The 22,397-nt window shown below is 37.9% G+C and carries 31 protein-coding genes; 28 read left to right on the forward strand and 3 right to left on the reverse strand.

Annotated elements, in window-relative coordinates:
- The first annotated feature begins 33 nt into the window (after positions 1-33).
- The 9 genes from MBEAL2_RS16560 (at position 34) to MBEAL2_RS16600 (ending at position 4,412) form a co-directional block, all read left to right on the forward strand.
- On the forward strand, positions 34-372 hold the full coding sequence (locus MBEAL2_RS16560) for a hypothetical protein (protein WP_047153386.1): 339 nt from the start codon (positions 34-36) through the stop codon (positions 370-372).
- A 15-nt stretch (positions 373-387) separates the two neighbouring features.
- The gene (locus MBEAL2_RS16565; RefSeq protein ID WP_047153387.1) at positions 388-678 is read left to right on the forward strand and encodes a hypothetical protein; all 291 of its coding nucleotides are present in this window, start codon (positions 388-390) and stop codon (positions 676-678) included.
- Complete coding sequence (locus MBEAL2_RS16570) at positions 665-1,285, forward strand: hypothetical protein (protein WP_047153388.1); 621 nt, start codon at positions 665-667, stop codon at positions 1,283-1,285. Before MBEAL2_RS16565 ends, MBEAL2_RS16570 begins: the two co-directional genes overlap by 14 nt.
- Positions 1,282-1,854 carry a hypothetical protein gene (locus tag MBEAL2_RS16575; RefSeq protein ID WP_047153389.1) on the forward strand — a complete coding sequence of 191 codons (573 nt, stop codon included), beginning with the start codon at positions 1,282-1,284 and terminating at the stop codon, positions 1,852-1,854. The genes MBEAL2_RS16570 and MBEAL2_RS16575 overlap by 4 nt, the downstream gene beginning before the upstream one ends.
- A gap of 29 nt (positions 1,855-1,883) precedes the next feature.
- Entirely contained in the window at positions 1,884-2,219 is a 336-nt protein-coding gene (locus tag MBEAL2_RS16580) for a hypothetical protein (protein WP_047153390.1), read from the forward strand.
- 36 nt (positions 2,220-2,255) lie between these two features.
- Complete coding sequence (locus MBEAL2_RS16585) at positions 2,256-3,233, forward strand: DNA adenine methylase (RefSeq protein WP_047153391.1); 978 nt, start codon at positions 2,256-2,258, stop codon at positions 3,231-3,233.
- A gap of 50 nt (positions 3,234-3,283) precedes the next feature.
- Entirely contained in the window at positions 3,284-3,592 is a 309-nt protein-coding gene (locus MBEAL2_RS16590) for a hypothetical protein (RefSeq protein WP_047153392.1), read from the forward strand.
- Between the two features lie 35 nt (positions 3,593-3,627).
- Positions 3,628-3,996: a hypothetical protein gene (locus tag MBEAL2_RS16595; RefSeq protein WP_161798222.1), complete on the forward strand. Its 369-nt coding sequence runs from the start codon at positions 3,628-3,630 to the stop codon at positions 3,994-3,996.
- Positions 3,997-4,217: 221 nt separating this feature from the next.
- Positions 4,218-4,412 (forward strand): hypothetical protein, encoded by a 195-nt coding sequence (locus tag MBEAL2_RS16600; protein WP_047153394.1) that lies wholly within the window; start codon positions 4,218-4,220, stop codon positions 4,410-4,412.
- A 390-nt stretch (positions 4,413-4,802) separates the two neighbouring features.
- On the opposite strand, the gene MBEAL2_RS16605 is transcribed toward MBEAL2_RS16600, so the two are convergent.
- Positions 4,803-5,066, reverse strand: a complete 264-nt coding sequence (locus MBEAL2_RS16605) for a YiaA/YiaB family inner membrane protein (protein WP_047153395.1) — start codon at positions 5,064-5,066, stop codon at positions 4,803-4,805.
- 24 nt (positions 5,067-5,090) lie between these two features.
- Entirely contained in the window at positions 5,091-5,720 is a 630-nt protein-coding gene (locus tag MBEAL2_RS16610) for a hypothetical protein (RefSeq protein ID WP_047153396.1), read from the reverse strand.
- A gap of 335 nt (positions 5,721-6,055) precedes the next feature.
- Between MBEAL2_RS16610 and MBEAL2_RS16615 the strand changes: the two genes are divergently transcribed.
- From MBEAL2_RS16615 to MBEAL2_RS16695, 19 genes are all read left to right on the forward strand, one after another.
- Positions 6,056-7,303 (forward strand): Y-family DNA polymerase, encoded by a 1,248-nt coding sequence (locus MBEAL2_RS16615; protein ID WP_047153397.1) that lies wholly within the window; start codon positions 6,056-6,058, stop codon positions 7,301-7,303.
- On the forward strand, positions 7,300-7,629 hold the full coding sequence (locus tag MBEAL2_RS29375) for a YolD-like family protein (RefSeq protein ID WP_052947767.1): 330 nt from the start codon (positions 7,300-7,302) through the stop codon (positions 7,627-7,629). The genes MBEAL2_RS16615 and MBEAL2_RS29375 overlap by 4 nt, the downstream gene beginning before the upstream one ends.
- A gap of 138 nt (positions 7,630-7,767) precedes the next feature.
- Positions 7,768-8,298 (forward strand): hypothetical protein, encoded by a 531-nt coding sequence (locus tag MBEAL2_RS16625; protein WP_047153398.1) that lies wholly within the window; start codon positions 7,768-7,770, stop codon positions 8,296-8,298.
- Positions 8,244-8,621 carry an RES family NAD+ phosphorylase gene (locus tag MBEAL2_RS16630; RefSeq protein WP_047153399.1) on the forward strand — a complete coding sequence of 126 codons (378 nt, stop codon included), beginning with the start codon at positions 8,244-8,246 and terminating at the stop codon, positions 8,619-8,621. Before MBEAL2_RS16625 ends, MBEAL2_RS16630 begins: the two co-directional genes overlap by 55 nt.
- 65 nt (positions 8,622-8,686) lie before the next feature.
- Positions 8,687-10,468, forward strand: coding sequence for an SIR2 family protein (locus tag MBEAL2_RS16635; RefSeq protein WP_052947768.1), 1,782 nt, complete (start codon positions 8,687-8,689; stop codon positions 10,466-10,468).
- Positions 10,469-10,733: 265 nt separating this feature from the next.
- Complete coding sequence (locus MBEAL2_RS16640; protein ID WP_047153400.1) at positions 10,734-11,546, forward strand: CHAP domain-containing protein; 813 nt, start codon at positions 10,734-10,736, stop codon at positions 11,544-11,546.
- A gap of 166 nt (positions 11,547-11,712) precedes the next feature.
- Positions 11,713-11,886, forward strand: a complete 174-nt coding sequence (locus MBEAL2_RS31825) for a hypothetical protein (RefSeq protein ID WP_161798223.1) — start codon at positions 11,713-11,715, stop codon at positions 11,884-11,886.
- Between the two features lie 31 nt (positions 11,887-11,917).
- On the forward strand, positions 11,918-12,316 hold the full coding sequence (locus tag MBEAL2_RS16645) for a hypothetical protein (RefSeq protein WP_047153401.1): 399 nt from the start codon (positions 11,918-11,920) through the stop codon (positions 12,314-12,316).
- A 22-nt stretch (positions 12,317-12,338) separates the two neighbouring features.
- Entirely contained in the window at positions 12,339-12,512 is a 174-nt protein-coding gene (locus MBEAL2_RS30310) for a flagellar biosynthesis anti-sigma factor FlgM (RefSeq protein ID WP_082129979.1), read from the forward strand.
- Entirely contained in the window at positions 12,505-12,711 is a 207-nt protein-coding gene (locus MBEAL2_RS16650) for a hypothetical protein (protein WP_047153402.1), read from the forward strand. Before MBEAL2_RS30310 ends, MBEAL2_RS16650 begins: the two co-directional genes overlap by 8 nt.
- A 593-nt stretch (positions 12,712-13,304) precedes the next feature.
- The gene (locus MBEAL2_RS30315) at positions 13,305-13,406 is read left to right on the forward strand and encodes a flagellar biosynthesis anti-sigma factor FlgM (RefSeq protein WP_161798224.1); all 102 of its coding nucleotides are present in this window, start codon (positions 13,305-13,307) and stop codon (positions 13,404-13,406) included.
- Positions 13,407-13,424: 18 nt separating this feature from the next.
- Complete coding sequence (locus tag MBEAL2_RS16655) at positions 13,425-13,712, forward strand: hypothetical protein (protein ID WP_047153403.1); 288 nt, start codon at positions 13,425-13,427, stop codon at positions 13,710-13,712.
- 411 nt (positions 13,713-14,123) lie between these two features.
- Positions 14,124-15,059 carry a hypothetical protein gene (locus tag MBEAL2_RS16665; RefSeq protein ID WP_047153405.1) on the forward strand — a complete coding sequence of 312 codons (936 nt, stop codon included), beginning with the start codon at positions 14,124-14,126 and terminating at the stop codon, positions 15,057-15,059.
- A 223-nt stretch (positions 15,060-15,282) separates the two neighbouring features.
- Entirely contained in the window at positions 15,283-15,978 is a 696-nt protein-coding gene (locus MBEAL2_RS16670; RefSeq protein WP_047153406.1) for a nuclease-related domain-containing protein, read from the forward strand.
- An 84-nt stretch (positions 15,979-16,062) separates the two neighbouring features.
- Positions 16,063-16,530, forward strand: coding sequence for a hypothetical protein (locus MBEAL2_RS16675; protein WP_047153407.1), 468 nt, complete (start codon positions 16,063-16,065; stop codon positions 16,528-16,530).
- A gap of 281 nt (positions 16,531-16,811) precedes the next feature.
- Entirely contained in the window at positions 16,812-17,195 is a 384-nt protein-coding gene (locus MBEAL2_RS16680; RefSeq protein ID WP_047153408.1) for a GNAT family N-acetyltransferase, read from the forward strand.
- A gap of 294 nt (positions 17,196-17,489) precedes the next feature.
- Positions 17,490-18,587 carry a tyrosine recombinase XerS gene (gene xerS / locus MBEAL2_RS16685; protein ID WP_047153409.1) on the forward strand — a complete coding sequence of 366 codons (1,098 nt, stop codon included), beginning with the start codon at positions 17,490-17,492 and terminating at the stop codon, positions 18,585-18,587.
- Position 18,588: 1 nt separating this feature from the next.
- Positions 18,589-20,112, forward strand: a complete 1,524-nt coding sequence (locus MBEAL2_RS31155) for a hypothetical protein (protein ID WP_152667816.1) — start codon at positions 18,589-18,591, stop codon at positions 20,110-20,112.
- A 40-nt stretch (positions 20,113-20,152) separates the two neighbouring features.
- Positions 20,153-20,440: a tyrosine-type recombinase/integrase gene (locus MBEAL2_RS16695; protein WP_047153411.1), complete on the forward strand. Its 288-nt coding sequence runs from the start codon at positions 20,153-20,155 to the stop codon at positions 20,438-20,440.
- A gap of 1,685 nt (positions 20,441-22,125) precedes the next feature.
- On the opposite strand, the gene MBEAL2_RS34370 is transcribed toward MBEAL2_RS16695, so the two are convergent.
- Positions 22,126-22,359 carry a hypothetical protein gene (locus MBEAL2_RS34370; RefSeq protein WP_439644882.1) on the reverse strand — a complete coding sequence of 78 codons (234 nt, stop codon included), beginning with the start codon at positions 22,357-22,359 and terminating at the stop codon, positions 22,126-22,128.
- Positions 22,360-22,397: the final 38 nt, after the last annotated feature.

A 22,397-nucleotide genomic window follows, 5' to 3' on the forward strand; every position in this document is an offset into this window, starting at 1 on the left:
AATTATCGTTAATTTTGAAAGAGGAGGCTTACCGTGACCAAATTGGTATCAAATCCAGAGAAGTACTCGTTGGCGATTTCTTGGGTCGAGTGGCCCGTTCCGCCTACATCAAAGTATGAGCTTAACCGTGATGAAATTAATCAATACATGAAGGGGAAATTCGCAGAAGCCAAAAGAACCGCTAGAAAAGAGGCTGTTGAACGATTTGGTGAAATGGATTTTGATTTCCCCAATTTTGAACCAACACCTGGGGAACGTGCGGCTTTGGACTTTGTAAAACTAAAAGAACAAGCGCTTGTTGCTCAGGCTAAGATGGAAATAATCGACTATATATATGAACTACTTCTTACAGCGGAGGAAAAGCCGCTATAAGGTGGGGGGGTCACGTTGGACAGTTTAAATGAATTAAATTTTAGAGCCAATCTCATTGGGACGCTATTGAAGCTTTATAAGAAATATAAGGAATCAGGGCAAGACCAGGAATTTTCGTTGGAACGCTGTATCGTAAAGTACACTTCTGAAACCGGGCTGGAAGTTAGTGTGCCCAAAGCTAAAATCATTGTGACGGATTACCGATATGATACAGTACAACTTGCACCGTCTATCCGAAACGCAGGTGATATTCCTTATTTCTGGCTTGAGCGGTTAGCGGAAGGTGATCTGATTGCAGGAAGCTAAAGCAGCTTTCCAAACTTTATTTCTCGAATCTTTATACAACACGGTGTCAGAATATATTTCTAAATACAACATAGGAAAAGACCGAAAAGAGAGTTTAAGTATTGGAAAAATTATTGAATCTGAAATCAAACGTATGATTAAGGAGGATATTCCGTTTCCTTGTAATCCTGCTCGCAGAGTTACACGGCATAAAAAAGGCGGAAAGTATGAACAAAAACGATCAACTGTAAATCTACGTCCCTCAGACTTTTCCTATTTTAATGAGGAATTAAGCAAACGGGCTGAGGAACAATTTCAGGAAACAGTGCAAATTACAGGTGTTACTGCTTATGGAAATATCGCTTTGTACTTTTTCTGCAAGAGAAATGGGCTCCCAATAAAGGACGAGTCGTATTTCTCGGATGAAGGGATTTTAGATACACCTGAATATGAAAGAGAACAAGCTTTGGCGAGTCTAATAGCAATGAAAAAATTACTTGGTCGCAGAGCCACAGTTAGGGAATGGAAAGAATTAAGAAAAGAGGTCGTAGGCCCTTCCTATTCCAAATTGGTATCCATGTTCGATTCGTATTCAAATGCCTGGGAAGAGGCAGAGAAGGAACAATGATAAAGAAATATAAAACACTGGGATACAGCCTGGTAGGAATGATTCTATCCGCTTATTGTTTGATGATTGGTACTGAGCCAGTTTCTATGTTTTGGTTTCTTCTCTTAATGAGCGCAGGAGTGTTTTCCGTTGTCGTGTACCAAACTCGAAAAGGAGTTCCGGTCAAACAAGCTCCAAAACAGCTGAACCAGAAGAGGAAACGTCCGATTTTACAAGATGTACATGAGAAAAAAGAGACCATAGCGGATCCTGAAAAGAAAACCATGCATCAAAATGAAGAATCAAAATGCCTAATCTTCACCATTCAGCTTGTTGTTCGTTCCGATGATACAGAGTACCCGTTTCAAAATCTAAAACGTAGCATCGAGGAAGTGCTGGAATTTCAAAGTGGGGAAGGCCTACAATGGAGCCTTTTGGAAACACAGGAAACAGGTCCAAATCGAATCAATGCTACGATTAAGTTGGATGGCGAACCGGGCGTTTTAAAGGTCGCCAAAGGCTGGTTATTCGCTTCTATTGAGGAGCAATGGCAAGGGCAAGAAGAAATTATTCTTAAGGAAATTACATGATATATAAATGAAACGAAGGAGAGAGAAATATGGAGGAAATGATGGTTGTATTCCGATACAGTAGAGGGATCGGAGAACACAATGCATTCGAAAGCGAAGGTAAGTATGATACGGATACCCCTGAATCTGTCATTCAAAACGATTTTGTTCAATGGGTGCATGAGACAGTCGGAGAGAATTTTCACTGGTGGCCGCAAGATGGGAAAATCATGTTCAGCTATCGTCGCGGTGCGGGGGAGAATGATAAATATATTGAGGATTCCGGACTGGATAGCAATACGCCGGAGGCGGAGATTCAAGAAGCGTATTCTACTTGGATGTGGAATAAAATTGGCGATGATGTCACTTGGTTTAAAAAGCAGTAGAGCCGGCGAATAGAGAAATAGAAAGGAGGGGATTTCATGCTAACCTGTCAATTCTGCGGTCTTTCGGATGCAGAGGGAAGTGAACTGTTTGAGTTAGACCGGCATGGCACCGGATTTTGGTGCTCAGATTGCGATGGATTTACCTATCTAAACGAAACAGATGTGAAGCATCGCTTCACCTTAATTCTTGAAGATAAGCATGCAGGTAAGAGTACGGTTGCCCCTCCTAATATCAAACTGGCTAAACGATTATCTCCTTATCGATATCCAGGGGGTAAATCAAAAATCATTGAATATTTAGCTTCACATCTTCAAGCTACCAAGTCAAAAACACTCGTTTCTCCCTTCACCGGGGGAGGCGGTTTCGAGTTAGCGATGTTAGATGCTGGTTTAGTTCAAAATCTGCACCTAAACGATTTAGACACTGGTGTTTACTCATTGTGGTGGGTCATCAAGCATATGCCTTATACGATCATAGAACGCTTACGTTCCGCTTCCCCTACGCACAAGGATTATTTCAAGGCACAAGGTATTATAAAACGGGATTATGTTGGTGTTGATGCTCTCGATGCTGCATGGGCTTCCCTAATTGTCAATCGCCTGGCTTACAGTGGTATTCCCTATGCGAATCCTTTAGGCGGGAAAAAAGGCACAAAGAAAGCTCTGCTGTCCCGTTGGAATCCCATCAGCTTAGAGAACAGAATTCATCATATCCACTCCTTGAGCCAGCACATTACGATTACACAGCTTAATGCAGTCGAGTTAATCGAAGAGGCTTACTGGCAAGATGATGCTAGCATATTTATTGACCCGCCCTATGTGGAGCAGGGGAAACGCTTGTATCATTGTAATTATTCCGAACAGGACCATCGAGAACTGTCCCAAGTTCTGGATACACTCCATATGAGCTTTCCTGGGGCTGATATCATTGTGACTTATGATTATAATAAGTGGCTTGATGATTTGTATGATTATCCTCAAAAAGAAGTGATTAGCCGTACATATTCGATATAGGATAGGAATATATACAATTCATGAGTTAATAGGGAAGAAGGGACGGGCATATGAAATTTGATGAAATGGCGATGTTCACCATTTTTTATCAAGAGGATGGAATCTTGTATCAAGTAAGAGAGGGTAAGGTGCGTATGGAAGTCAGCCAAGAACAATTTGAGCAAATGATAGGAGAGACTTCCTCCAATGACAATAGTGCACATTTGCTATATACTGATAATCAAATCAGATTATTGTTGGAAGAGTGGGAAGCGGAACCTAAGCGGATTCATCTGCGGCAGCTCGCCTTTTTCCATGAGCTAACTTTAATTTCTGATAACGATTTTATAACGTATCTCACAAAATACGGAGCAGCATGATTTATCAGTGGGAGAAGTGTGCGAGGGATGTAGCAATGCTAAATTCATTTGAATACATGGGTACAATGTTTTTGGTATCCACATTACTTATTTCAGGTTTTATGGTGATTCGTCTGCGACATCATATTGAAGTAGCCTACCTGGGAAGAATGTTGAAGGGTATGCCAGAACAGATTGAGGGAAGAACAAAACGGCGGTTGCTTCGATGGCTTTCGCTTGAGATAAAATGGACAAAAACCCTGTTAAAGAAAGCTGAAACAGAAGAACAACAAAAGGAATTTAGTGAATTAGCAACCTGGCTTACCAAAGTAAAGGCGGATATACAAAATGATAACCCAGAAGAAGGGGATCTCAAGGTGATTCGGGTTATGCTCGGTTTACCATTTTTGAAAATCCCTAGTTAATCTTACTAATTTGTTTAGCTAAACAATGATTTTTAATATATAATGTTTTTAAGGAAAAAATTTTATCATTAACCACATTAAAATGAGTCTCGGAAGCACCGGACTGCCAATAGGCATTCCTGTGCTTTTTTATTTGCTCATTTATTATTCTTACAAAAAAATATAGGGTTTGTGTCTTTATATAGCGGTCGGTCAAATTAAATGAAAAGGGGATTATGACTATGAATATTAAACGGAATTTAAATGAAGAAAATGTTGGTGCAAAGTACAAAGTGGTTGGGGTTTCGTTTATAAAACCGATTATTGATTCTTTTTCTGGAAGTCTTGAGTATCAAGTGGTATGTAGGTTGAGTAATGCAGCAAAACCAATTCCGTTTATGTCTTATTTTTACGAGGCGCAACGGGTAGCGTTTTAGGAACACAGTGATTAAAAAACTTACACAAGAAAATAATAGGCAATAAAAAAACGGTAGTGGGGGATCCCGCTACCGTTTTTATTCTTCAAAAACTATTCTACCGGTTCTTCTTTTACTTTATCAGTTGTAATTCGGAAAGCATCTAACGCACGACTTGGGCCACCAATGGTCATTTTAAAGTATCGGATATCTTTTGGTAATTGGTCGCCATTAATAACTAATGGTTTACTTTCTTTTCAGTTATTAGTTACATAAATTCTACCAAGATAGTACCATTTCCCTTCGTTATCTCCCGCATATATATCATGCGGAGTAACCCAGCCATTGTCATAGAATGAAAGTTTATGAGACTCATCGAAATTCATATTTAGTTTTACGTTCGCCTCTTAATTAAACGCCCTTGTCTTTTTGAACGCGTTCATGGCTATATTTTTCATCCTCACGGAGCATTTCATCGTCCTCCGCGTTATCCCGTAAAACCTTTTGCAATGTGAAACTGGTAAAAATTAAGAACAAACTGGTAATTGCATAGTAGCCTTTGACTGGAAAACTTGCGTTCAATGTGTAGAGCCCGCCATACATCGCTATGAACGCTATAGCGAAACAAGCCCAGGCGAGAAAGGTGAATGCGGGTGTATTCCGGCGTCTTTTCATCAATTTCATTCCTCCTGTATCTTTTTATCTGAATTTGTTGACAAAATCGCTAAATCGCATATTTACGTACCAATCCATTTCGACTTTAATCATTGGAACAGCAGCAATTTCCACTATCTTGCCATCTCGGTACTCTACACGTAGGTCATATGTCATTTGGGTAGGAGTGATAGTTTTTGGGTTGGAGATTCTTACTGTTTTCAAAGTTTTGTTATGAGTAATGGTTTGGATGGAGCGGGCAAGAAATTGGTCCATATTGTTGTAGATGTTCGGATCGGCCACATCTGGTTGCGAAGCTCGAATATCAAAGACAGCAAACGCCTCTTGAGAATAATCCCGATTAGCCAGGTCAAAGACATTCATTAAGCGGTCGTTCGGGATTGTCTCACCTTCAAGCTGATGCATGTCATGACTTTCATCAAATTCCTCTTGGCTCATATGCTTATAAGACTCAAAATCCACCGGAACATAGTTACCGTTTTTTCCGTTTTCTACATCCCATTGCAAGTCCATTCCTTCATGATAATCAGCACTACGCTCTAAATGGGGCTTTCCTTCGTTACTGAATTCTGTGGCAGTATAATTTTTGTATAAATAGTAGCCTCCAATCGCCAAAATATAGACCGCAAGAAAAATGAATATAGCTTTCTTCATTCAAATTCCTCCTAAAATAGGAAATGCCGCTACCCGCCGGGGGAGGGGTAGCGGCATTTCAATAGCCTTGCTCTAAAGATACGCGACTAAATAAGGAGAGAGTAGTATTTACTCATTTACGCACATGCGTACATGAGAGATTGCTTACAAGTTGAAGTATAGCGTAGAAAAAATGTTTAAATAAACAGATTGCGAAAAGATCAAAAAGCTGTTTAAATAACCAATTTTGCTCAAGGCACTTGATTTTCTGTTTTATTTTTGGTCGGGTGGTGGTAAAATACAGGAACATAGGTTCGTATTTCTAAATTTCATATATGTATGCAGAGGAGGAAAAAATGATCGACTACTCACACGCACCAAGACATGATTATTTCTGCATAGATGCACGTTCCTTTTACGCTTCCTGTGAAATGGCGCGGCTCGGTCTTGACCCGGATAAAACTTTTCTTGTGGTAGCAGGGGATTTAAAAAGACCAGGTTCTATTATCTTAGCTGCCTCCCCACGCGCAAAAGAGGTGTATGGTATCAGTACTCAAACAAGGTTATTCCAAGTGCCCAAACATATTCATATTGTGGAAGCGAATATGGAATATTACCTTGAAGTATCCGTAGGCATTACTCGTTTGTTATCAACCTTTGTGAGTATGGAGGACATTTTTCCATACTCCATCGATGAATCCTTTTTAAACCTAACCCCTTATAGACGTTTGTACGGGGAACCAAGAGAAATAGCCGAGAAGCTACGTACTGCTATATGGCAATCCTACGGGATACGGGTTGCCATCGGCGTTGGTGATAACCCTTTCCTTAGTAAAGTGGTCATGGACCGATATGGTAAAAAAAGCGGTTATGCTGAATGTCGGTATGAGGACGTACCTCGATTAATCTGGCCGCTTGAAGTTCAATCCGTATGGGGGATCGGAGAGGCGACAGCTCTTAAGCTGCGAAGAATAGGAATTTACAGAATGGAACAATTAGCCAAAGCCCCGCTTTCTCTTATACGAAAGAAATTCGGTTCGGTTGGTGAAATGCATTATTGGCACGCCTGGGGAATCGATTACAGCAATCTTAAGAACAATGGTGGTTCAGAGGCGAAGAGTTTTGGTCATTCTATAACGCTCCTACGTGATTATCACGAAAAGAAGGAGATTCTATTGGTTGTTTTGGAGATAACAGAAGAGGTATGCAGAAGAGCCAGGCGAGCAAACCGATCCGGCAAGACGATTCATTTATACATAGGATACAGCAGGGAGGAGCAAAGGCGTTCCCTTTCCAAATCTTTTTCACTTTCATATCATACAAACCTTACGGCTGACATTTACCGGGTCTGTAAGTACATATTTGAAAACCATTATACAGGCGGAGCAGTTCGTCAGGTGGGTGTATCCCTAACAAACCTAGCATCAGATGATTTTCTCCAATTGGACTTATTCAAAAACAACGAAAAGCAGCTCAAATTAGATCGAATCATTGATACCATCCGTGATAAATTCGGCTTCGGTGCATTACTTCGAGCTTCCAGCTATACTAAAGGCGGGATTATGGTTAAAAGGGTAAATCAAATTGGAGGCCATAAGCGATGAATGATAGGGCTAATATTAAGTGGGTTGGGTTCATTCTGCCAGAACATGCGAACGCGCTACGGGAGCTATATGTTGAGCAGCAGAAAGAGGAGGAGCCGGAGTTAGACGAGCAGACTTTCGAAGAGTTTGACTGGCTGATTATGCGGGCCATACAGGAAGATAAGGCTGTGGAAATGACTTATTATTTTAATGGAAGAAAAAGAGTAACGAGAGGGCATATTGTAAGCCTAGACAGGCAACAAAGAACGATGAAGGTATGCGAAGATGGAGGTACATTTCTTACCTTAAGGGGTTGCCATATCAAAACATTTAAGCTTATTACATAAGAAATTATTATATTCTATTTTTTTCTTTGCAATCATGTTGGTTTTTTTATCCCAGTGGACGTATTAATATAAAAGTTAATAGAAGAACAATGCTTGATTTGTGAAACATAAAAAAAATAAGGAAAGGATTTGAGACGCGTGTTTTATTCACGGGCAACACGGGATACCCTTGAATATATTCGGTACCTTAATGAAAGGGAAGCTAAACTAGCGGCAGTGCGGAAAGGGTGTTTTGACTTACTAGAGAGGCAGTGGCAAAATTTTAAGGACGCTCTTATTGCTGGTGAAATAAAATATAACGATATAAACGATTTAAAAAAGGTTCAATTCATCCGGCAATTTGATGATATGCTGCGGCATGAAAGAAAGCATTTAGATATCCGGCTTACTAAGGTAAACAATTTACACCGAGCTGCGAAGAATTCTGCACAAGAGGATTACCAACGTTTTATACCGAATCCCGCTTATAAGTCATTAAATCGAATGAATCCGCCCGATAAACTATTTATTTATCTTGGGTATGATAATGAACAAAGGCAGTATAACGATAGTTTAATTATCCCGAACAAACCTGTCTGCGGGAAATTCGTGCTGCTTCTGGCGACTCGGTTATTATGTGTGAATTTGAGATTGCAGAAAAGGCAAAACAAAAGAAGGTTATTAACTTAGTAGATGGTTTAAATCAGACTTATGATGAATTAATAGAAGAACTCGTTAAAGCTGATGGCAAAGCAGGGATGACCGGTAGAATATTGGGAAAAATTTATTTAAAAATGATAGCAGATAAAATTTTTCTTCCTATTGAAGCGGGGCAAGAAAGAGAAAAAGAATATGCTCCTTTCCATGCTTTCGCTTACTATTTCCAGTACTTCGGGTATGATGGAATTATTTTTAAGAGTACAGTGCAAGAGGGTGGAAAAAATCTTGTTTTATTTGACCCATCCGATGCTCAACCTACACTTGATACTTTAAGAAAGTTTAGAATAGAGTAAAAAGTATAATCAAAGGCTTTCCTTTGTGAAAGTCCATAACTTTTTTTGTTAAAGGAGGGGAATTTGTGCTTAATAATGAATTATCGTTAGCCTACTCTATTCACACAAATCCTGGTATATATGCCGTTCTATTAGGTTCGGGAGTTTCTTTCTCAGCTGGTATTAAAACCGGTTGGGGCATCGTATTAGATATGTGCCGGCAGTTGGCAGCACTAGAAGGAGTAAGTAATCTAACAGAGGCAGAGGCGGAATCATGGTATAGAGAAAAATATGAAGAGGAGCCTCGTTATGATGATTTATTGGAACGGCTTGGAAAAACACCTGATGAACGCCAGGCTATTCTTAATAAATATTTTATCCCTACAGAAGAAGAGATTGAAGAAGGGATAAAGCAACCCACAGCTGCGCATCGATCTATCGCAGAACTTGTAAAAAAGGGCTACATAAAAATGATTTTAACAACCAACTTCGATCGGTTAATGGAAAGGGCTTTAACTGATATCGGGGTGGATTATGATGTTGCCTGGAATGATGATGGATTTGCAGGGATGCGCCCGTATGTCCACTCTAAATGCACAATTATTAAGCTGCATGGTGACTTTAAGGATACAAGAATTAAAAACACCCGGGAAGAGTTGGAGGTTTACTCAGAACGTCAAAATCAGCTTTTGCATAGGATTTTTGATGAATTCGGATTAATTGTTGCTGGTTGGTCCGGAGTATGGGATGAAGCGTTAAAAGCCGCAATGCTTAGAACAGTTTCAAGAAGATATAGTTGGTATTGGCTATCAAGAGGAGAAGTACAACCGGAAGCACAGGATATCACCCAACATCGCTCCGCGAATGTAATTCAAATTGATGGTGCTGACCAGATATTTACCAAATTGGTTCATCAAGTTGAAGCACTTGAAAGCATGACGACACAGAATCCGTTGAATCCGGAAATAGGACGGGCAATGGTCAAGAAAATGCTCCGCACGAATGACTTTATCGGCTTACATGACTTACTAAAAGAGGAGGCGGATCAGGTAATCTCATTCATTAACAGTGTGCCAACCGATACATATGATAGGGCAAATTCCGCAGAATTTTTTCGTAGACTTATGAAACAATATTATACGAAGTCGGAGACTTTGCTTCACATGGTGGCAGCTGTATGTTATTTTGCTGAGGATAAAAAGTATTTCGATTTAGTAAAGAAAATTATCGAGAGTTTATATATTAGAAAATCAGGCGGGTATACTTCTTTAATAAATCTAGCAAAATTACCTACATTACTCGTGATGTATACAACCGGAATTGCTTCATATGCTTCCGGGAATTTGAAAGGTTTTTATACGGTAATCGTTGAACCAAAATCAACGGAACGGTTAGATATTGGAAGAGAACGATTGTTGTTTCAAGCCTATGCTATTGAGGTTTTTAGGGAGGTACCAAAGCAGTCATTTACACATGCCCTACCAGACAGAGAAGTTTTTACCTTACAAAATAGGGAGCTTAATGATTGGCTCGAAAATGTATTTCGCCCGTATTTCACAGGTACAGCTTATCAGGTTACATTCGATACCTTTGAGTTCTTATATTCTTTTGCATACATCAATGAGGATAAAAGAAATTGGGCACCACCCGGTTGCTTTCTATGGCGTTCTGCGTCTCATCATCACATTCGTGATTATGTGAAGTCACTTGTTTCACAGGGGGAAAATCATGCATTAAGTCAGGTGCTTAATTTAGGGCGTGAAGATGTAGACGTAAATTTGAAAATATACAGTGATTTTTTACAAAGAGTGTCCCAACAACTGGTTTATAGCGAGACACTATTTATAAATGATTTATTAACTGATTAGATAGTAAAGAAGTGAAAAAGCAGATTGTTTTTTTGGAAAAGGGATAAAGCCATTGGTAAGCAAGTAGACCAATGGCTTTTTTTATGCTAATAAAGAAACTGTTTAATTAAACATTGTTTTCAAGATATACTTCATTTGAATAGTCAGTCTAATAACAACTGAATATGTCTGTAGTAGACGGTAAATGCGGAGCACGCATGGATCCTTTGGATCTGTGTGTGCTTTTTTTATTTCATCATTTAAAAAATCGGAGGAAAGAACGCACATGAAAATATGGAAGCGACTGAAAAGCACATTACTGGCAACAACCTTACTTGTTGCATGTGGTGTACAAACTGCTTTTGCAGAAGAACCGACAGATGTAAGACCTTATACTGACGCCCCTTACAGCTATACATACTACGGTGGCGGTAATTGCGTGTGGTTTTCCTGGCAGATGGCATATCAAAAATGGGGAATTGAGCTCCCGCACGTAGGCGATGCGCGGTTATGGAGTCAACTAGATGGAACCACCGCGTATAAAGGGAACTTGAAATATACGCTAAAATTATCAGACAAACCAAAGAAAGATTCGATTGTCATTTTTCAACCGAGCGATCTGGTTACATATGCAGGACAATCTTTTTCAGGGGATTTTTATGGGCATGTAGCATGGGTATACAATGTAGAATCGGATGACTCCATTTCTGTATTAGAGAGCGGTGTTTACCCGCCTAATTGGGGAGAAAAATGGCATGGTTGTTGGTGGCAAGATAGAGACTACGATGGTATGAGCAAATTGAAAAATGTAAAATACTTGTATATCGATAAAGTGGAAAATCAAAGCACCAATACTACTGTATCAGGAGCAAATGTTATCGCTGATGAAAAAAATCCTCACGTTTATGCATTAGAACCCATTTCGAGCGAGCAGATTAAACTTTCCTTTAACTCTAGCCCTGTCGTTTATGTTCAGAATCCAAGTAATGCAGCTAAGTTTGATAAAATCGTGTTCAATTCATCAAAACCGATACGTTTAAGTCCCGATAGAAAATGGATGATGAAAGAAATGAATGGAAAGGTCATCGCATTCTATTAAAAAATAAATTGAATCCCTACACACAAATTGGTATTATTAAAGTAAGAAATGAAAATTAATGAATGAAAATTTCATAGATCAACAATAGATGCGAAGCACGCACGAAATCCTAAGGGGATTCGTGCGTGCTTTTTTTGTTTCTCAAAAAGAAGGGGAGGCAGGATAAATGATTTTTTCTCAAGTACTTTCTCAAGCAATTCAAGATATAAACCAACAGCCAAAGGAACATCATAAATACAAAAAGGACAGTAGAAAGGCACTGCTGGAACTCATGTCGAACAAGCCAATCCCTTACCATATCGCTCGTAATACAGCTGTATCAATTGCCGAAGCTCGTTAATCAACGTTTTTCTTAAGACAGGAGGAGAAATATGCGTGAACAAAAACAGGAGCTTGAGAAGGTAGAAGAAAAAATCATCCAGGCTTATAGCACCTATCATAAAGCATTAGCTACAGATGAAAGGGTAGCGCCTTTGTTCAAACAACATTATGAAGTATTAACCAATAAACGAAACCGCCTGGTTAATCTAGAGCTGGTTAGAATATTTGAAGGCGAAAAAACATTACCTGAATTTTTAGCTGAAATTGTGGATGCCAGCAATAACAATGCATCGAAACAGTGGTTAAAAGCTCAGGAGGATACGGTCCTCATGCTTACTATATTTGCGGCCAATCGATTGTTTCGAGAAGCAGCAAGAGAGTTGCAGGAACGATATGGAGAAGGCTTTTTTCAAGAAGAGCAGCTTACATCATATGTCTTAAGCAATTAACAAGTAGAGGGAGGATAGAACAATGAAGGTGGAGCCATCGATAAGGAAAATAAGTAAGGCACGTATTGAACATTTGGCGAAGTTGAAGAAACAAGTCAAAGACGGGACTTATCATGTAAGTGCTGCGTCAATTGCTGATAAGATGACAAATGATTGGGCAGAACAGGAACTTACAGGAGAAGTGGCAGGTGAATAAATGGGCTTATTTTATCCATATGTTGCTTGTTTATCTTTTCGGTGTTTCTTATTTGATAACGGCTTATTATCTGTTCAGCAAAGAGAATTATGAATGGTGTGCTGTAATTTCTTTCATAGTTTTAGTTAGTGGCTTTGTTTACTTAAGATTTAGCGGGAATTATTTAAGGGAATTTTATGAGGAATATGAAGAGAACTAAGGCAAAACACTAGAGAGTTTCAGTATCCATTGAGAGAGGATGAATGGTTTGTTTTTAATGGACTTTATGAATTTTATTTGGTCTACTCCTGTTTTGAGACTTTTATGGTTTTGTTCTCTTTGTTTGTTCATTCTTTTTATGCTTATTAGAAGTTTTTCAAGGGATGAATGATTTGTCTTTATACAGTGAGGTGATAATTTGAAATTGTGGGATTCTTATTATTTTAGCTTCTGTTGGGTGTTTATGTATGCTGTTCAAGTTTATTTATGAGGGGTGAATGATCCTGTTAATGATTATTGTAATGGCCTTTCTAGGTTTGTTTGTAGGATGGCTAATAACAAGGACATACGATTCTAATTACCATGAAAGCCTTAATTATTCAAAGTCAGGAGGCCATTATTCAAGAGGGAGATATTCAAGAGGTAGATATACTAGATAATAGATTACACTCCTATAACTTGTATTATGGAATGTGGTGAATTTTTTGAAGCAGTCTTTTATTCATACTATGATGATTTTTTTACCTTGTCTTATTTTCTTCTTTGCTGGTTATTTTTATCATCGCGGCATTACAAAAGGGAAGGGTGAATGATTTGCCTCGAACGGAGCGTTTAGCGAAATTAAAGGAACAAGTGCAGAAGCGGACGTATCAAGTGAGTGGAGCTGCTATCGCTGATAAAATGTTAGCTCATTAAGCTAAGGAGTGATAAAAAGTGCTTAAACCAAACTCCAACGAATACCATAAAACTCGTTTAACAGGTAAAGAGCTTGCATTGATATTGTTCGGCAAAAAGAAATGTCCACAATGCGGCTTAAAAATGAGGAGAAATGATATTAAAGAGCATTATGATAAGGGGAATGTATTTATAGGAGAGGGAAGTAATGGAACTACTTTTCTCAATGTAGATAAATTCGAGGTGAAAATCGCTTATCGATGCTCAAATTGTGATAAAAGGTTTACTTTGTCGGAACTGACCTCTTTATCAAAGGAAACCAGGTGATTTATATGGGGAAGTTTTTTATCCTGCTAGATAACCTGATACAAATGCTAGGAACAGGGCTTGCTTATTTTTGTATGGTTATCTTTATATTGTGTACAATTTATGCTTTATTGGAATTTAATGTAATGTACATAATGGTAGGAGTGGCAGGGACATTATTCTTCTATTGGCTTAACAGGAATGGGAAAAACAAAAAAAGTAACAAATAGTAGAGCAGATACTTTTTCTATGTATTGGTATATGTTTTTTGTATATTTTAGGTTATTTGATTAATAGTTTTCAGCAGCGATAGAAATATTTATTTAAAACTTCATGTAATCACTATAGTTGCGAAGCACGCACTTTTCCCATCGGGAGAAGTGTGTTTTTTGGTTTTATAGAGTTTCAATAAATATATTGGAGGGTTTATGAATGAGAAAGAGCCAACTGATAAGTATTAATGGAATGGAAAAAACACTCAATGATTGGTCTGTTGTCCTAAATATACCAGTTTCCACTTTACGAGCAAGAGTAAAGGCAGGCTGGACAGATGATGAACTGATTAAGCCTGTAGTAGAAAAGAAATGGACTGAGGTATTTATGCTGAGTGAATTAAAGGCATGGATTGATAATGGAGAATGGAAAGGTCCTGGAGATTTAAAAAAACGCTATCCATCCTTGTATATTAAGATTGCAAAAAGAATGAAAATGAATGTCGCTTTTGAAAAATTAGGATTAAACTATCAAGATTACTTAACAAGGAAGAATGTAAGACCATACGGACATTGGACGAAGGAAAACACGTTAATCGAGTTTCAGCAGTATTTAAATGAACATGGTTGGAAAGGGGTAGATTCGTTTAGAGAGCACGATTCTGGCTTAGCAAGCGCAGTTAAGGATAATTTTGGCGTAAGAGGGGCCTTTGATGCATTGGGTTTAGATTATGATCGTTTTGCTATTTTACCTAGACCAAAAGTGGTCGAAAATGAAGAAAACTTACTCCAAATTTTTCATCATTATATACAAAAACACGGATTTTCAATTAGTCATTTAATGAAGCATGATAGCTGGCTTTATCGAAGAATTAATCGATACGGTTTTAATGAGGCATTTAAAAAGTTAGGGTTAGAACAAGAGTACCACAAAGGATACTTAAAAATGACCGAGGAAGAAACTCTAGGCAGTCTGAAAGAGTTGATTGACAAAGGGGAATGGCAAGGCTGCAAACATCTGCAAAAATGCGATCCCCATTTATTTGAGTCGATTAGGGGTAAATTTGGCTTTCAAGAAGCATTTGCTAAATTGGGTTTAGATTATGAGAACTATAAATATATGGAACGTCGGAATAGCCAGCTAATCGCTAATTAACAATTCATCAAGTTTAAATAGTTCAATGTTCAATAATTTGTCTTTATGGAATGTGGTGATTTTTTTGAAGGAGTCTTTTATTCATATTATGATGATTTTTTTACCTTATCTTATTTTCTTCTTTGCGGGTTATTTTTGTCATCGCGGCATTACAAAAGGGAAGGGTGAATGATTTGCTTACTTTAAGTTTTAGCGTTCTTATTCTAAAAAGGGGTATCGAGTAGTGGAAGCAATTTTTATATTCTTACTTTTAAGCTCCCCAGCATGGATAGTTTTTGTTGTGAAATACCAAAGATACTCCAAAAGTACATATAGTAAGGAAACAAAAAATTCTTTTTTAAAAGTGTTAAGGGATAAAGGATTACAAGGGGAATATTATACGGTGCAAAAGCTTGATAAGATAAGTGGGTATCATAAAACATTGGTAAACTGCTATATTCCCAATGGTAAAGGTGGCATGAGTGAGACTGACATTGTATTTATCCATGAAACGGGTATTTATGTGATTGAATCCAAAAATTATAGTGGGTGGATATTTGGAAAGGAAGAAGATCGTAATTGGTGTCAAATGTTCCCTAACAAGCGTAAGGAGTTCTTTTATAATCCAATTAAACAAAATCAGACACATATCAAAGTCTTACAAAGCCAACTTACATCTATACCAGCTAGCTATTTTAAATCCCTTATTGTCTTTAGTGAACGGTGTGAGTTGAAAAAAGTATCATTCGACACTACAAGTGTAGAAGTTTTCAAAAGGAATAAAATAGGCAAAGTGATGAAGCAGGTCATTCAAAAAAGCCCGAAAGTGTTTACACAAGAAGAAATTAACCATACTTATAGCACCTTAAAACCGTACTCAGAAGTATCTGAAAAAGTAAAACAGAATCATGTAAAACAGATAAAGAAATACAAAAGTTAATTTATGTAATGAAAAATAGGGAAGTGCGGCAAGTCGTTAATATATAGTGCAAAAATCGAGGTTATCATAAAAGGAGCTAACAAGATGGACGAATTTTTGGACGAACTTTTCAAGGAAGAAATTAATAATAGTTTAGAAAACAAATGGACGCTTAAATTTGACAAAGAAACAAGCACTGCTTACTTTGTAGATGAAAATAATAATAAAATGGATTATGACACTTTCTCTTTTATCTTAGAAGCGTTGAAGAATACCGAATATGATGAGGAAGAAAAGAGAGTTGGCAAAATGCGAAAAGAACCCTTCGATGAATTCACAAGAAGAAGGTTTAAGTTAATGGATTATACATTAATTAACGACTCATCTCCTGATACCCTAGAAGTATATAGTGATGATATTGGGATATTCACTATGCATAGTTTCTATGTCCGTAATAATCGCAGAATCGATAACTATGTAGCATATTTTAATTCATGGGATGTCGAAAAAATGTTGCCAGCATTGATATCATATGTAGAGCGCTGTAAAGAAAAGAAAAAACTAAAAATCTGATGTACATACCCAATAATTAATTACCACTAACATAACTAAATTATATTTACGAACATGACATTGATAAAAAATAAAGGTATAATATCCTTAATTACATAAGGTTGGTTATACAGGTAACAAGAGGAATATCACAAGGGTTGTCTCAAAGAAGAGGGGGTAACACCCTTGTTTTTTGTGTCTCATATTCGCTTCGCATAATATATGTTTTATGAATCGAATAAGTTTGATGAAAAAAATTAGTTAACCATAACAAAATTATGGTTAACTTGGAGGTTTTACGGTTGAAAACAATCCAATCTGATTACCAGCAAACGTTCAGCGGTTTAGTTTCAATTTTAGAAAACAATGCAGATGAAATAATACATATTAGAGTGTATGATGAATACCGTTTTGCTTTTATAAACGATTTAGGAGAAATACGTTTAAGTTGCATGATTTCAGAGGATAATGAATTCGTAGTTCGCAAGATAGAATTTGAAAATCAACGCACCGGAACTGGTACTCAGGTTCTTTATTGGTTAAAGGATTTTGCTAAAAATAACGGATATAAAAGCATTTGGTTAGAGAGTGCTATTACTGACGCAAGCAGGCAATTTGCTGAAAAACATGGATTCGATAACACTACGGGTGCCGATCCGGACAATTATGAATTAAAGCTGATGTAGGTAGTTTTGTGTCAAAAAGACTTTTTGATATTCTAGCGGGGATGATTTGTGTCAATTATGTAGGTGCTTTTGTGTTGATATATATATGAATAAAGACACAATTACGCCCCTCCCTCTTGCTAAAATAAATATATATAGCATACCATAATAAAATTATGTTAACTTCGGTTCGTATTTATAGGTAAATACGAACCTAAAAGTAATTAAATTACTTTAAGTTAGATTACGATTGGTTATGTTGGGAATTTTATATTACAACTATGCTACCCTGCCCTATTCTAAGGAGATAAATGCATGAAAAAAGAATTATTTAAGAATACATACAAAAGGTATGAGGAAATTATCAAGGATTTCCCCTACTATATCCGTGAATATCTACAGCGGAATGAAACTACTAGGAGTATCAATACACTTTACAACTACGCCATAGATTTCTCTATTTTTCTCAACTGGATTTTAGCAGAAGGACTCTATACTGGCGAAGTAAAGGATATGCCCCCTTCTATTCTTGAAGAATTGAGTGAAATTGATATTGATAACTTTAGGCGTCACATTATAAACAAACGTGATAATAAAGATGTATCTGTAGCTAGAAAAATATCAGCTCTCCGTAAGCTATTTGGCTATCTTGCGAAAGGTCCAGGTGGGAAAGATAATGTACCCTATATCACCTATAATGTAATGCAAGACATTGAGGTAAACAGAAAAAATATAGATGCAAAAGCCCGGATGACTGTTCTCAGCAAAAAAATCCTTAAGACTTATGATGATTTTTACACCTTTCAGGAATATGTAGCAAGCGAGTTTGGTGAGGAATTTAGGGATAATAAGAAACTTATGTACAATTATCGAATTAACCGGGAGCGTGATGTGGCGATTATCTCTCTCCTACTCGCCTCTGGCTTACGTCTATCAGAGCTAGTCGGCCTTAATGTGGATGAAGTTGATTTAAATACCTGTGAATGTTTCATTGAAGGAAAAGGCAATACGGAAACCGTTGTAGAGTTTAGTAAGTTTGCATTAGAACCGTTACGTGAGTACATAGCGATCCGCGACGGACGATATGACCTGCCTAAGAATTTTCAACCGCTGTTTGTTTCTTCCCAAAAACCTCATGGCCGGATGACCCAGCGCGCAGTGCAATTATGTGTAGAAAAGTATGCAAAAGCCTTTGGTATTAAGGATATGAGTGTTCATAAATTAAGGCATTCTTTTGCTACAGAATACTACCTACGCACCGGTGACATAATTGGCTTAAAAACTCAGTTGAGGCATAGCAGCATCGAGACAACGAATCTTTACACACAACTGGATAAATCAGAGCGTCGTAAAAATTTAGATGGTGGTATTGAGCAATACAAAAATAAAATGAATGGTGTACGGAGTGATTGAAATGACAGAGACCACTACAAGTAATAATCCTCATTGCACTATTGAAGGTTGCGGTAATCCGTATCACGGTAAAGGTTTTTGTTCGATGCATTATAAAAGATGGTTAAGATACGGAAACCCATTACACTTCCCTTTTAATAAAACCATTGTTAAATGTAGTGTAAATGGTTGTGAAAATGCTTCTAAAACAAAGGGTTTTTGCCCAAAACACTATGAAAGACAAAGGAAATACGGCGACCCACAAATAATTAAGACACGGGAACTTAGAAAAAATAAGAGATTGCCTTGTTCTATTGATGGTTGTGACGAAGTTTCAGTAGGTCATGGTTATTGTATGAAGCATTATCAGAGGTATAGGACACATGGTAATCCATTAGTTAAGTCTACTCAGAAACAAAAACGAACGAAAAATCCGTTAGGTACATCTCCTGTATCACCAAAGCGAATGTGTTCGATTGATGGTTGTGATAACCCTCATGAGAGCAAAGGCTACTGTCAAAAGCATTACCGAAAATTTCAAAAGTATGGCGACCCATTAAAGGAAATACGATCTCGTCAACAACGTGCATGTTCTATTGATGGTTGTGAAAGAAAATATAGAAGCAAAGGCTATTGTGCGAAGCATTATGAAAAATTGAGGAAGTACGGCAATCCGTTGAGGGAAATTGAATCTCAACAACACCGCATATGTACAATTGATGGTTGTGAAAGAAAATATAGAAGTAAAGGCTTTTGTGACAAACATTACCAAAGGTATAAGAAGTATGGCGATCCATTAAAAGAGGTGCGTCGGTCTCACAAGGGCTTATGCTCTGTAAGTGGCTGTGATAACCCTGATTACAGTAAAAGTTTTTGTCATGAGCATTACCAAAGTTATAAGAAGCATATTGAGCCACCAAAAGAGGTACGTCAACCTCAAAAGGGCTTATTATGCTCCATAGATGGCTGCGATAATCCTTCCAGAACAAAAGGCTACTGTCCTAAGCATTATCATAAGTATAAGAGATATGGGAACCCGTTATGGGTATATACCCCGGCTCTAAAACGAACATGTTCTGTTGAAAATTGTGAAAAGCCTCATTCCGGAAAGGGATTCTGCGAAAAGCATCTTAGGAAATTTAAGTTATATGGTGATCCTTTGGGGAAAGCAGCTCCGCGACCAAAGAAACAACCAAAATGTTCCGTTGAGGGCTGTGAAAATCTTCGTACAAAAAGAGGATATTGTACAGAGCATTATTTAAATTACTGGAATTACGGTGATCCACTAATAAACTCAGTTTCTCCACCAAAAAAACAAGATACATGTAGTGTTGAATGGTGTGAAAGGCAAAGTGATCGTAAAGGATATTGTAATACTCACTATAACAGGGTTATAAAGTATGGCGACCCATTAGGCAAAGCGACAAGAAAGATAAGGGAAAAACGCACATGTACCGTCGATGGTTGCAATAATCCTCACGTTGGTAATGGTTATTGTCGTAAACATTACGATGTCGTTAGAAAACGTGGTACCGCTGGATTATGAAAGACAACTTAACTTATAATATTAAAAGAGCACGTGAGTTTTGAAAAATTTTAAACCAGTGTTTATTTCAGCGAACCGCGGGGATAAGGGATTGGAGCGCATAGCCCCACGCTCGATTCAGAGAATGATGGAGAAATATGCAAAGGCGTATGGCAAACCAGGAATGACCGTCCACAAGCTGCGGCACAGCTTTGCGACGAGAAATTATGATGAACACCGTGACCTCCTTTGGTTGCAGGAACAGCTGGGTCACAGCGACCCGAAAACAACCGGCTTGTATGCACACATTTTAAAGGACAGGAAGACAGAGAAAGTAGAAAACATGTAATTAGGTATGCCTCTAATTAGATATAAGGGTAGTAGAAGTAGCCGAGTTTAAAGGCTACTTTTTTTACAATAATATCCCACTACGTTCAGATAAAACTAGCGAGAATGATTAGGGCGTATTTCAGTTTTTGTTTCATCTTTATATCCCACTACGTTCATATAAAACTAGCAAAGTTAGCAGCACTCACCCAATCCTTACATAACTTTATATCCCACTACGTTCATATAAAACTAATAAACGGACTCGAACATCAACCGTCTCCATTTGCTTTATATCCCACTACGTTCAGATAAAACGCAGCCAAAGAAGAAACAGAAAACCGGGGCGGATTGTCTTTATATCCCACTACGTTCATATATAAGTTCCAACTGCCGGCAATCAGACGTACAAGGCATCCACCTTTATATCCCACTACGTTCATATATAACGAGAAATAACAGTAGATAAATTTGCGGATTTGTTATCCTTTATATCCCGCTAGGTTCATATATAACATTATCTTGAATGACGAGGGATTACTTGAAACTTCTACTTTATATCCCACTACGTTCATATATAACCATGATAACCTCCTAAGATAAAACCAAAGAATAAACACTTTATATCCCACTATGTTCATATATAACTTTCATGTACGTGGCTATCATTTGTGCTCCTTTGTCTATTTTATATCCCACTACGTTTAGATAAAACCTACTCCCCATTGCCATACGTTCACATCCATTCATCCTTTATATTCCACTACGTTCAGATAAAACTTTCAGAGAAGTCACTGTAACGGATTGCCAGAACTGCTTTATATCCCACTACGTTCAGATAAAACGTTTCTTTTTCATCGCAAGTCTGGCAGAGCCCCCGAGCTTTATATCCCACTACGTTCAGATAAAACCGTTAACGGGTAATGCGATAGATAGCGTTAAGGCTGCTTTATATCCCACTACGTTCATATATAACCATGGTGCATGTGGGAGTACAACACAATTAATCTCATCTTTATATCCCACTACGTTCATATATAACGAAAGGCATACTAAACGAGTTGAAGTGTCTGTTTCTCTTTATATCCCACTACGTTCAGATAAAACATGAGTCCCAACCTTGTCGGGTATAACTTGTATTTAGACTTTATATCCCACTACGTTCAGATAAAACGCAAATTACATGGTGACAATTAAATTCGTCAGTAATCACTTTATATCCCACTACGTTCAGATAAAATCGCTACTTGCTGTGCCATTTTTACACTTGCTCCTACCTTTATATCCCACTACGTTCAGATTAAACTTCGAAAGAATAATCTATTACAATCTTTGGTGTTTCCTAACAATGCTTATTCCTTTATATCCCACTATGTTCAGATAAAACGGATTACTTGAAAGTTGTAAGGCTCGGCTTTTAGAGGACTTTATATCCCGCTACGTTCAGATAAAACTATCAACCAAGACGGGGTTTGTCACCCTGTCTCCCTCCTTTATATCCCACTACGTTCAGATAAAACCTTCAATTAAGCCCCAACTGGCCACCACGACACCGACCTTTATATCCCGCTTCGTTCAGATAAAACTGGACGTCCTGCTCACAAAGCCCGCCGATCTGCTTGCTTTATATCCCACTACGTTCAGATAAAACTATAAAACTAGATGAAAATCGGATCAAGGTTCTTTATACTTTATATCCCACTACGTTCAGATAAAACCGTGGAAAATTTCTGCTAACTGTTCCAACAATTCTAAGCCTTTATATCCCGCTTCGTTCAGATAAAACTTGTCCTCTACTGTTGGTTCCGGTGGCTCCGGTTCCTCTTTATATCCCGCTACGTTCAGATAAAACTTGTCCTCTACTGTTGGTTCCGGTGGCTCCGGTTCCTCTTTATATCCCGCTACGTTCAGATAAAACATTGCTGAAAAGTATCCGAACATCGTTTATGCCCCGGCTTTATATCCCACTACGTTCAGAT

It is taken from the genome of Aneurinibacillus tyrosinisolvens (genome assembly GCF_001015055.1).
Taxonomy (GTDB): Bacteria; Bacillota; Bacilli; order Aneurinibacillales; family Aneurinibacillaceae; genus Aneurinibacillus_A; species Aneurinibacillus_A tyrosinisolvens.

Bases quoted from the DNA above. Each gene is read 5' to 3' on its own strand.
- MBEAL2_RS16575 (WP_047153389.1), top strand. From the start codon at position 1,282: ATGATAAAGAAATATAAAACACTGGGATACAGCCTGGTAGGAATGATT.
- MBEAL2_RS16580 (WP_047153390.1), top strand. From the start codon at position 1,884: ATGGAGGAAATGATGGTTGTATTCCGATACAGTAGAGGGATCGGAGAA.
- MBEAL2_RS16585 (WP_047153391.1), top strand. From the start codon at position 2,256: ATGCTAACCTGTCAATTCTGCGGTCTTTCGGATGCAGAGGGAAGTGAA.
- MBEAL2_RS16590 (WP_047153392.1), top strand. From the start codon at position 3,284: ATGAAATTTGATGAAATGGCGATGTTCACCATTTTTTATCAAGAGGAT.
- MBEAL2_RS16595 (WP_161798222.1), top strand. From the start codon at position 3,628: ATGCTAAATTCATTTGAATACATGGGTACAATGTTTTTGGTATCCACA.
- MBEAL2_RS16600 (WP_047153394.1), top strand. From the start codon at position 4,218: ATGAATATTAAACGGAATTTAAATGAAGAAAATGTTGGTGCAAAGTAC.
- MBEAL2_RS16605 (WP_047153395.1), bottom strand. From the start codon at position 5,066: ATGAAAAGACGCCGGAATACACCCGCATTCACCTTTCTCGCCTGGGCT.
- MBEAL2_RS16610 (WP_047153396.1), bottom strand. From the start codon at position 5,720: ATGAAGAAAGCTATATTCATTTTTCTTGCGGTCTATATTTTGGCGATT.
- MBEAL2_RS16615 (WP_047153397.1), top strand. From the start codon at position 6,056: ATGATCGACTACTCACACGCACCAAGACATGATTATTTCTGCATAGAT.
- MBEAL2_RS29375 (WP_052947767.1), top strand. From the start codon at position 7,300: ATGAATGATAGGGCTAATATTAAGTGGGTTGGGTTCATTCTGCCAGAA.
- MBEAL2_RS16630 (WP_047153399.1), top strand. From the start codon at position 8,244: ATGTGTGAATTTGAGATTGCAGAAAAGGCAAAACAAAAGAAGGTTATT.
- MBEAL2_RS16640 (WP_047153400.1), top strand. From the start codon at position 10,734: ATGAAAATATGGAAGCGACTGAAAAGCACATTACTGGCAACAACCTTA.
- MBEAL2_RS31825 (WP_161798223.1), top strand. From the start codon at position 11,713: ATGATTTTTTCTCAAGTACTTTCTCAAGCAATTCAAGATATAAACCAA.
- MBEAL2_RS16645 (WP_047153401.1), top strand. From the start codon at position 11,918: ATGCGTGAACAAAAACAGGAGCTTGAGAAGGTAGAAGAAAAAATCATC.
- MBEAL2_RS30310 (WP_082129979.1), top strand. From the start codon at position 12,339: ATGAAGGTGGAGCCATCGATAAGGAAAATAAGTAAGGCACGTATTGAA.
- MBEAL2_RS16665 (WP_047153405.1), top strand. From the start codon at position 14,124: ATGAGAAAGAGCCAACTGATAAGTATTAATGGAATGGAAAAAACACTC.
- MBEAL2_RS16675 (WP_047153407.1), top strand. From the start codon at position 16,063: ATGGACGAATTTTTGGACGAACTTTTCAAGGAAGAAATTAATAATAGT.
- xerS (WP_047153409.1), top strand. From the start codon at position 17,490: ATGAAAAAAGAATTATTTAAGAATACATACAAAAGGTATGAGGAAATT.
- MBEAL2_RS31155 (WP_152667816.1), top strand. From the start codon at position 18,589: ATGACAGAGACCACTACAAGTAATAATCCTCATTGCACTATTGAAGGT.
- MBEAL2_RS34370 (WP_439644882.1), bottom strand. From the start codon at position 22,359: ATGTTCGGATACTTTTCAGCAATGTTTTATCTGAACGTAGCGGGATAT.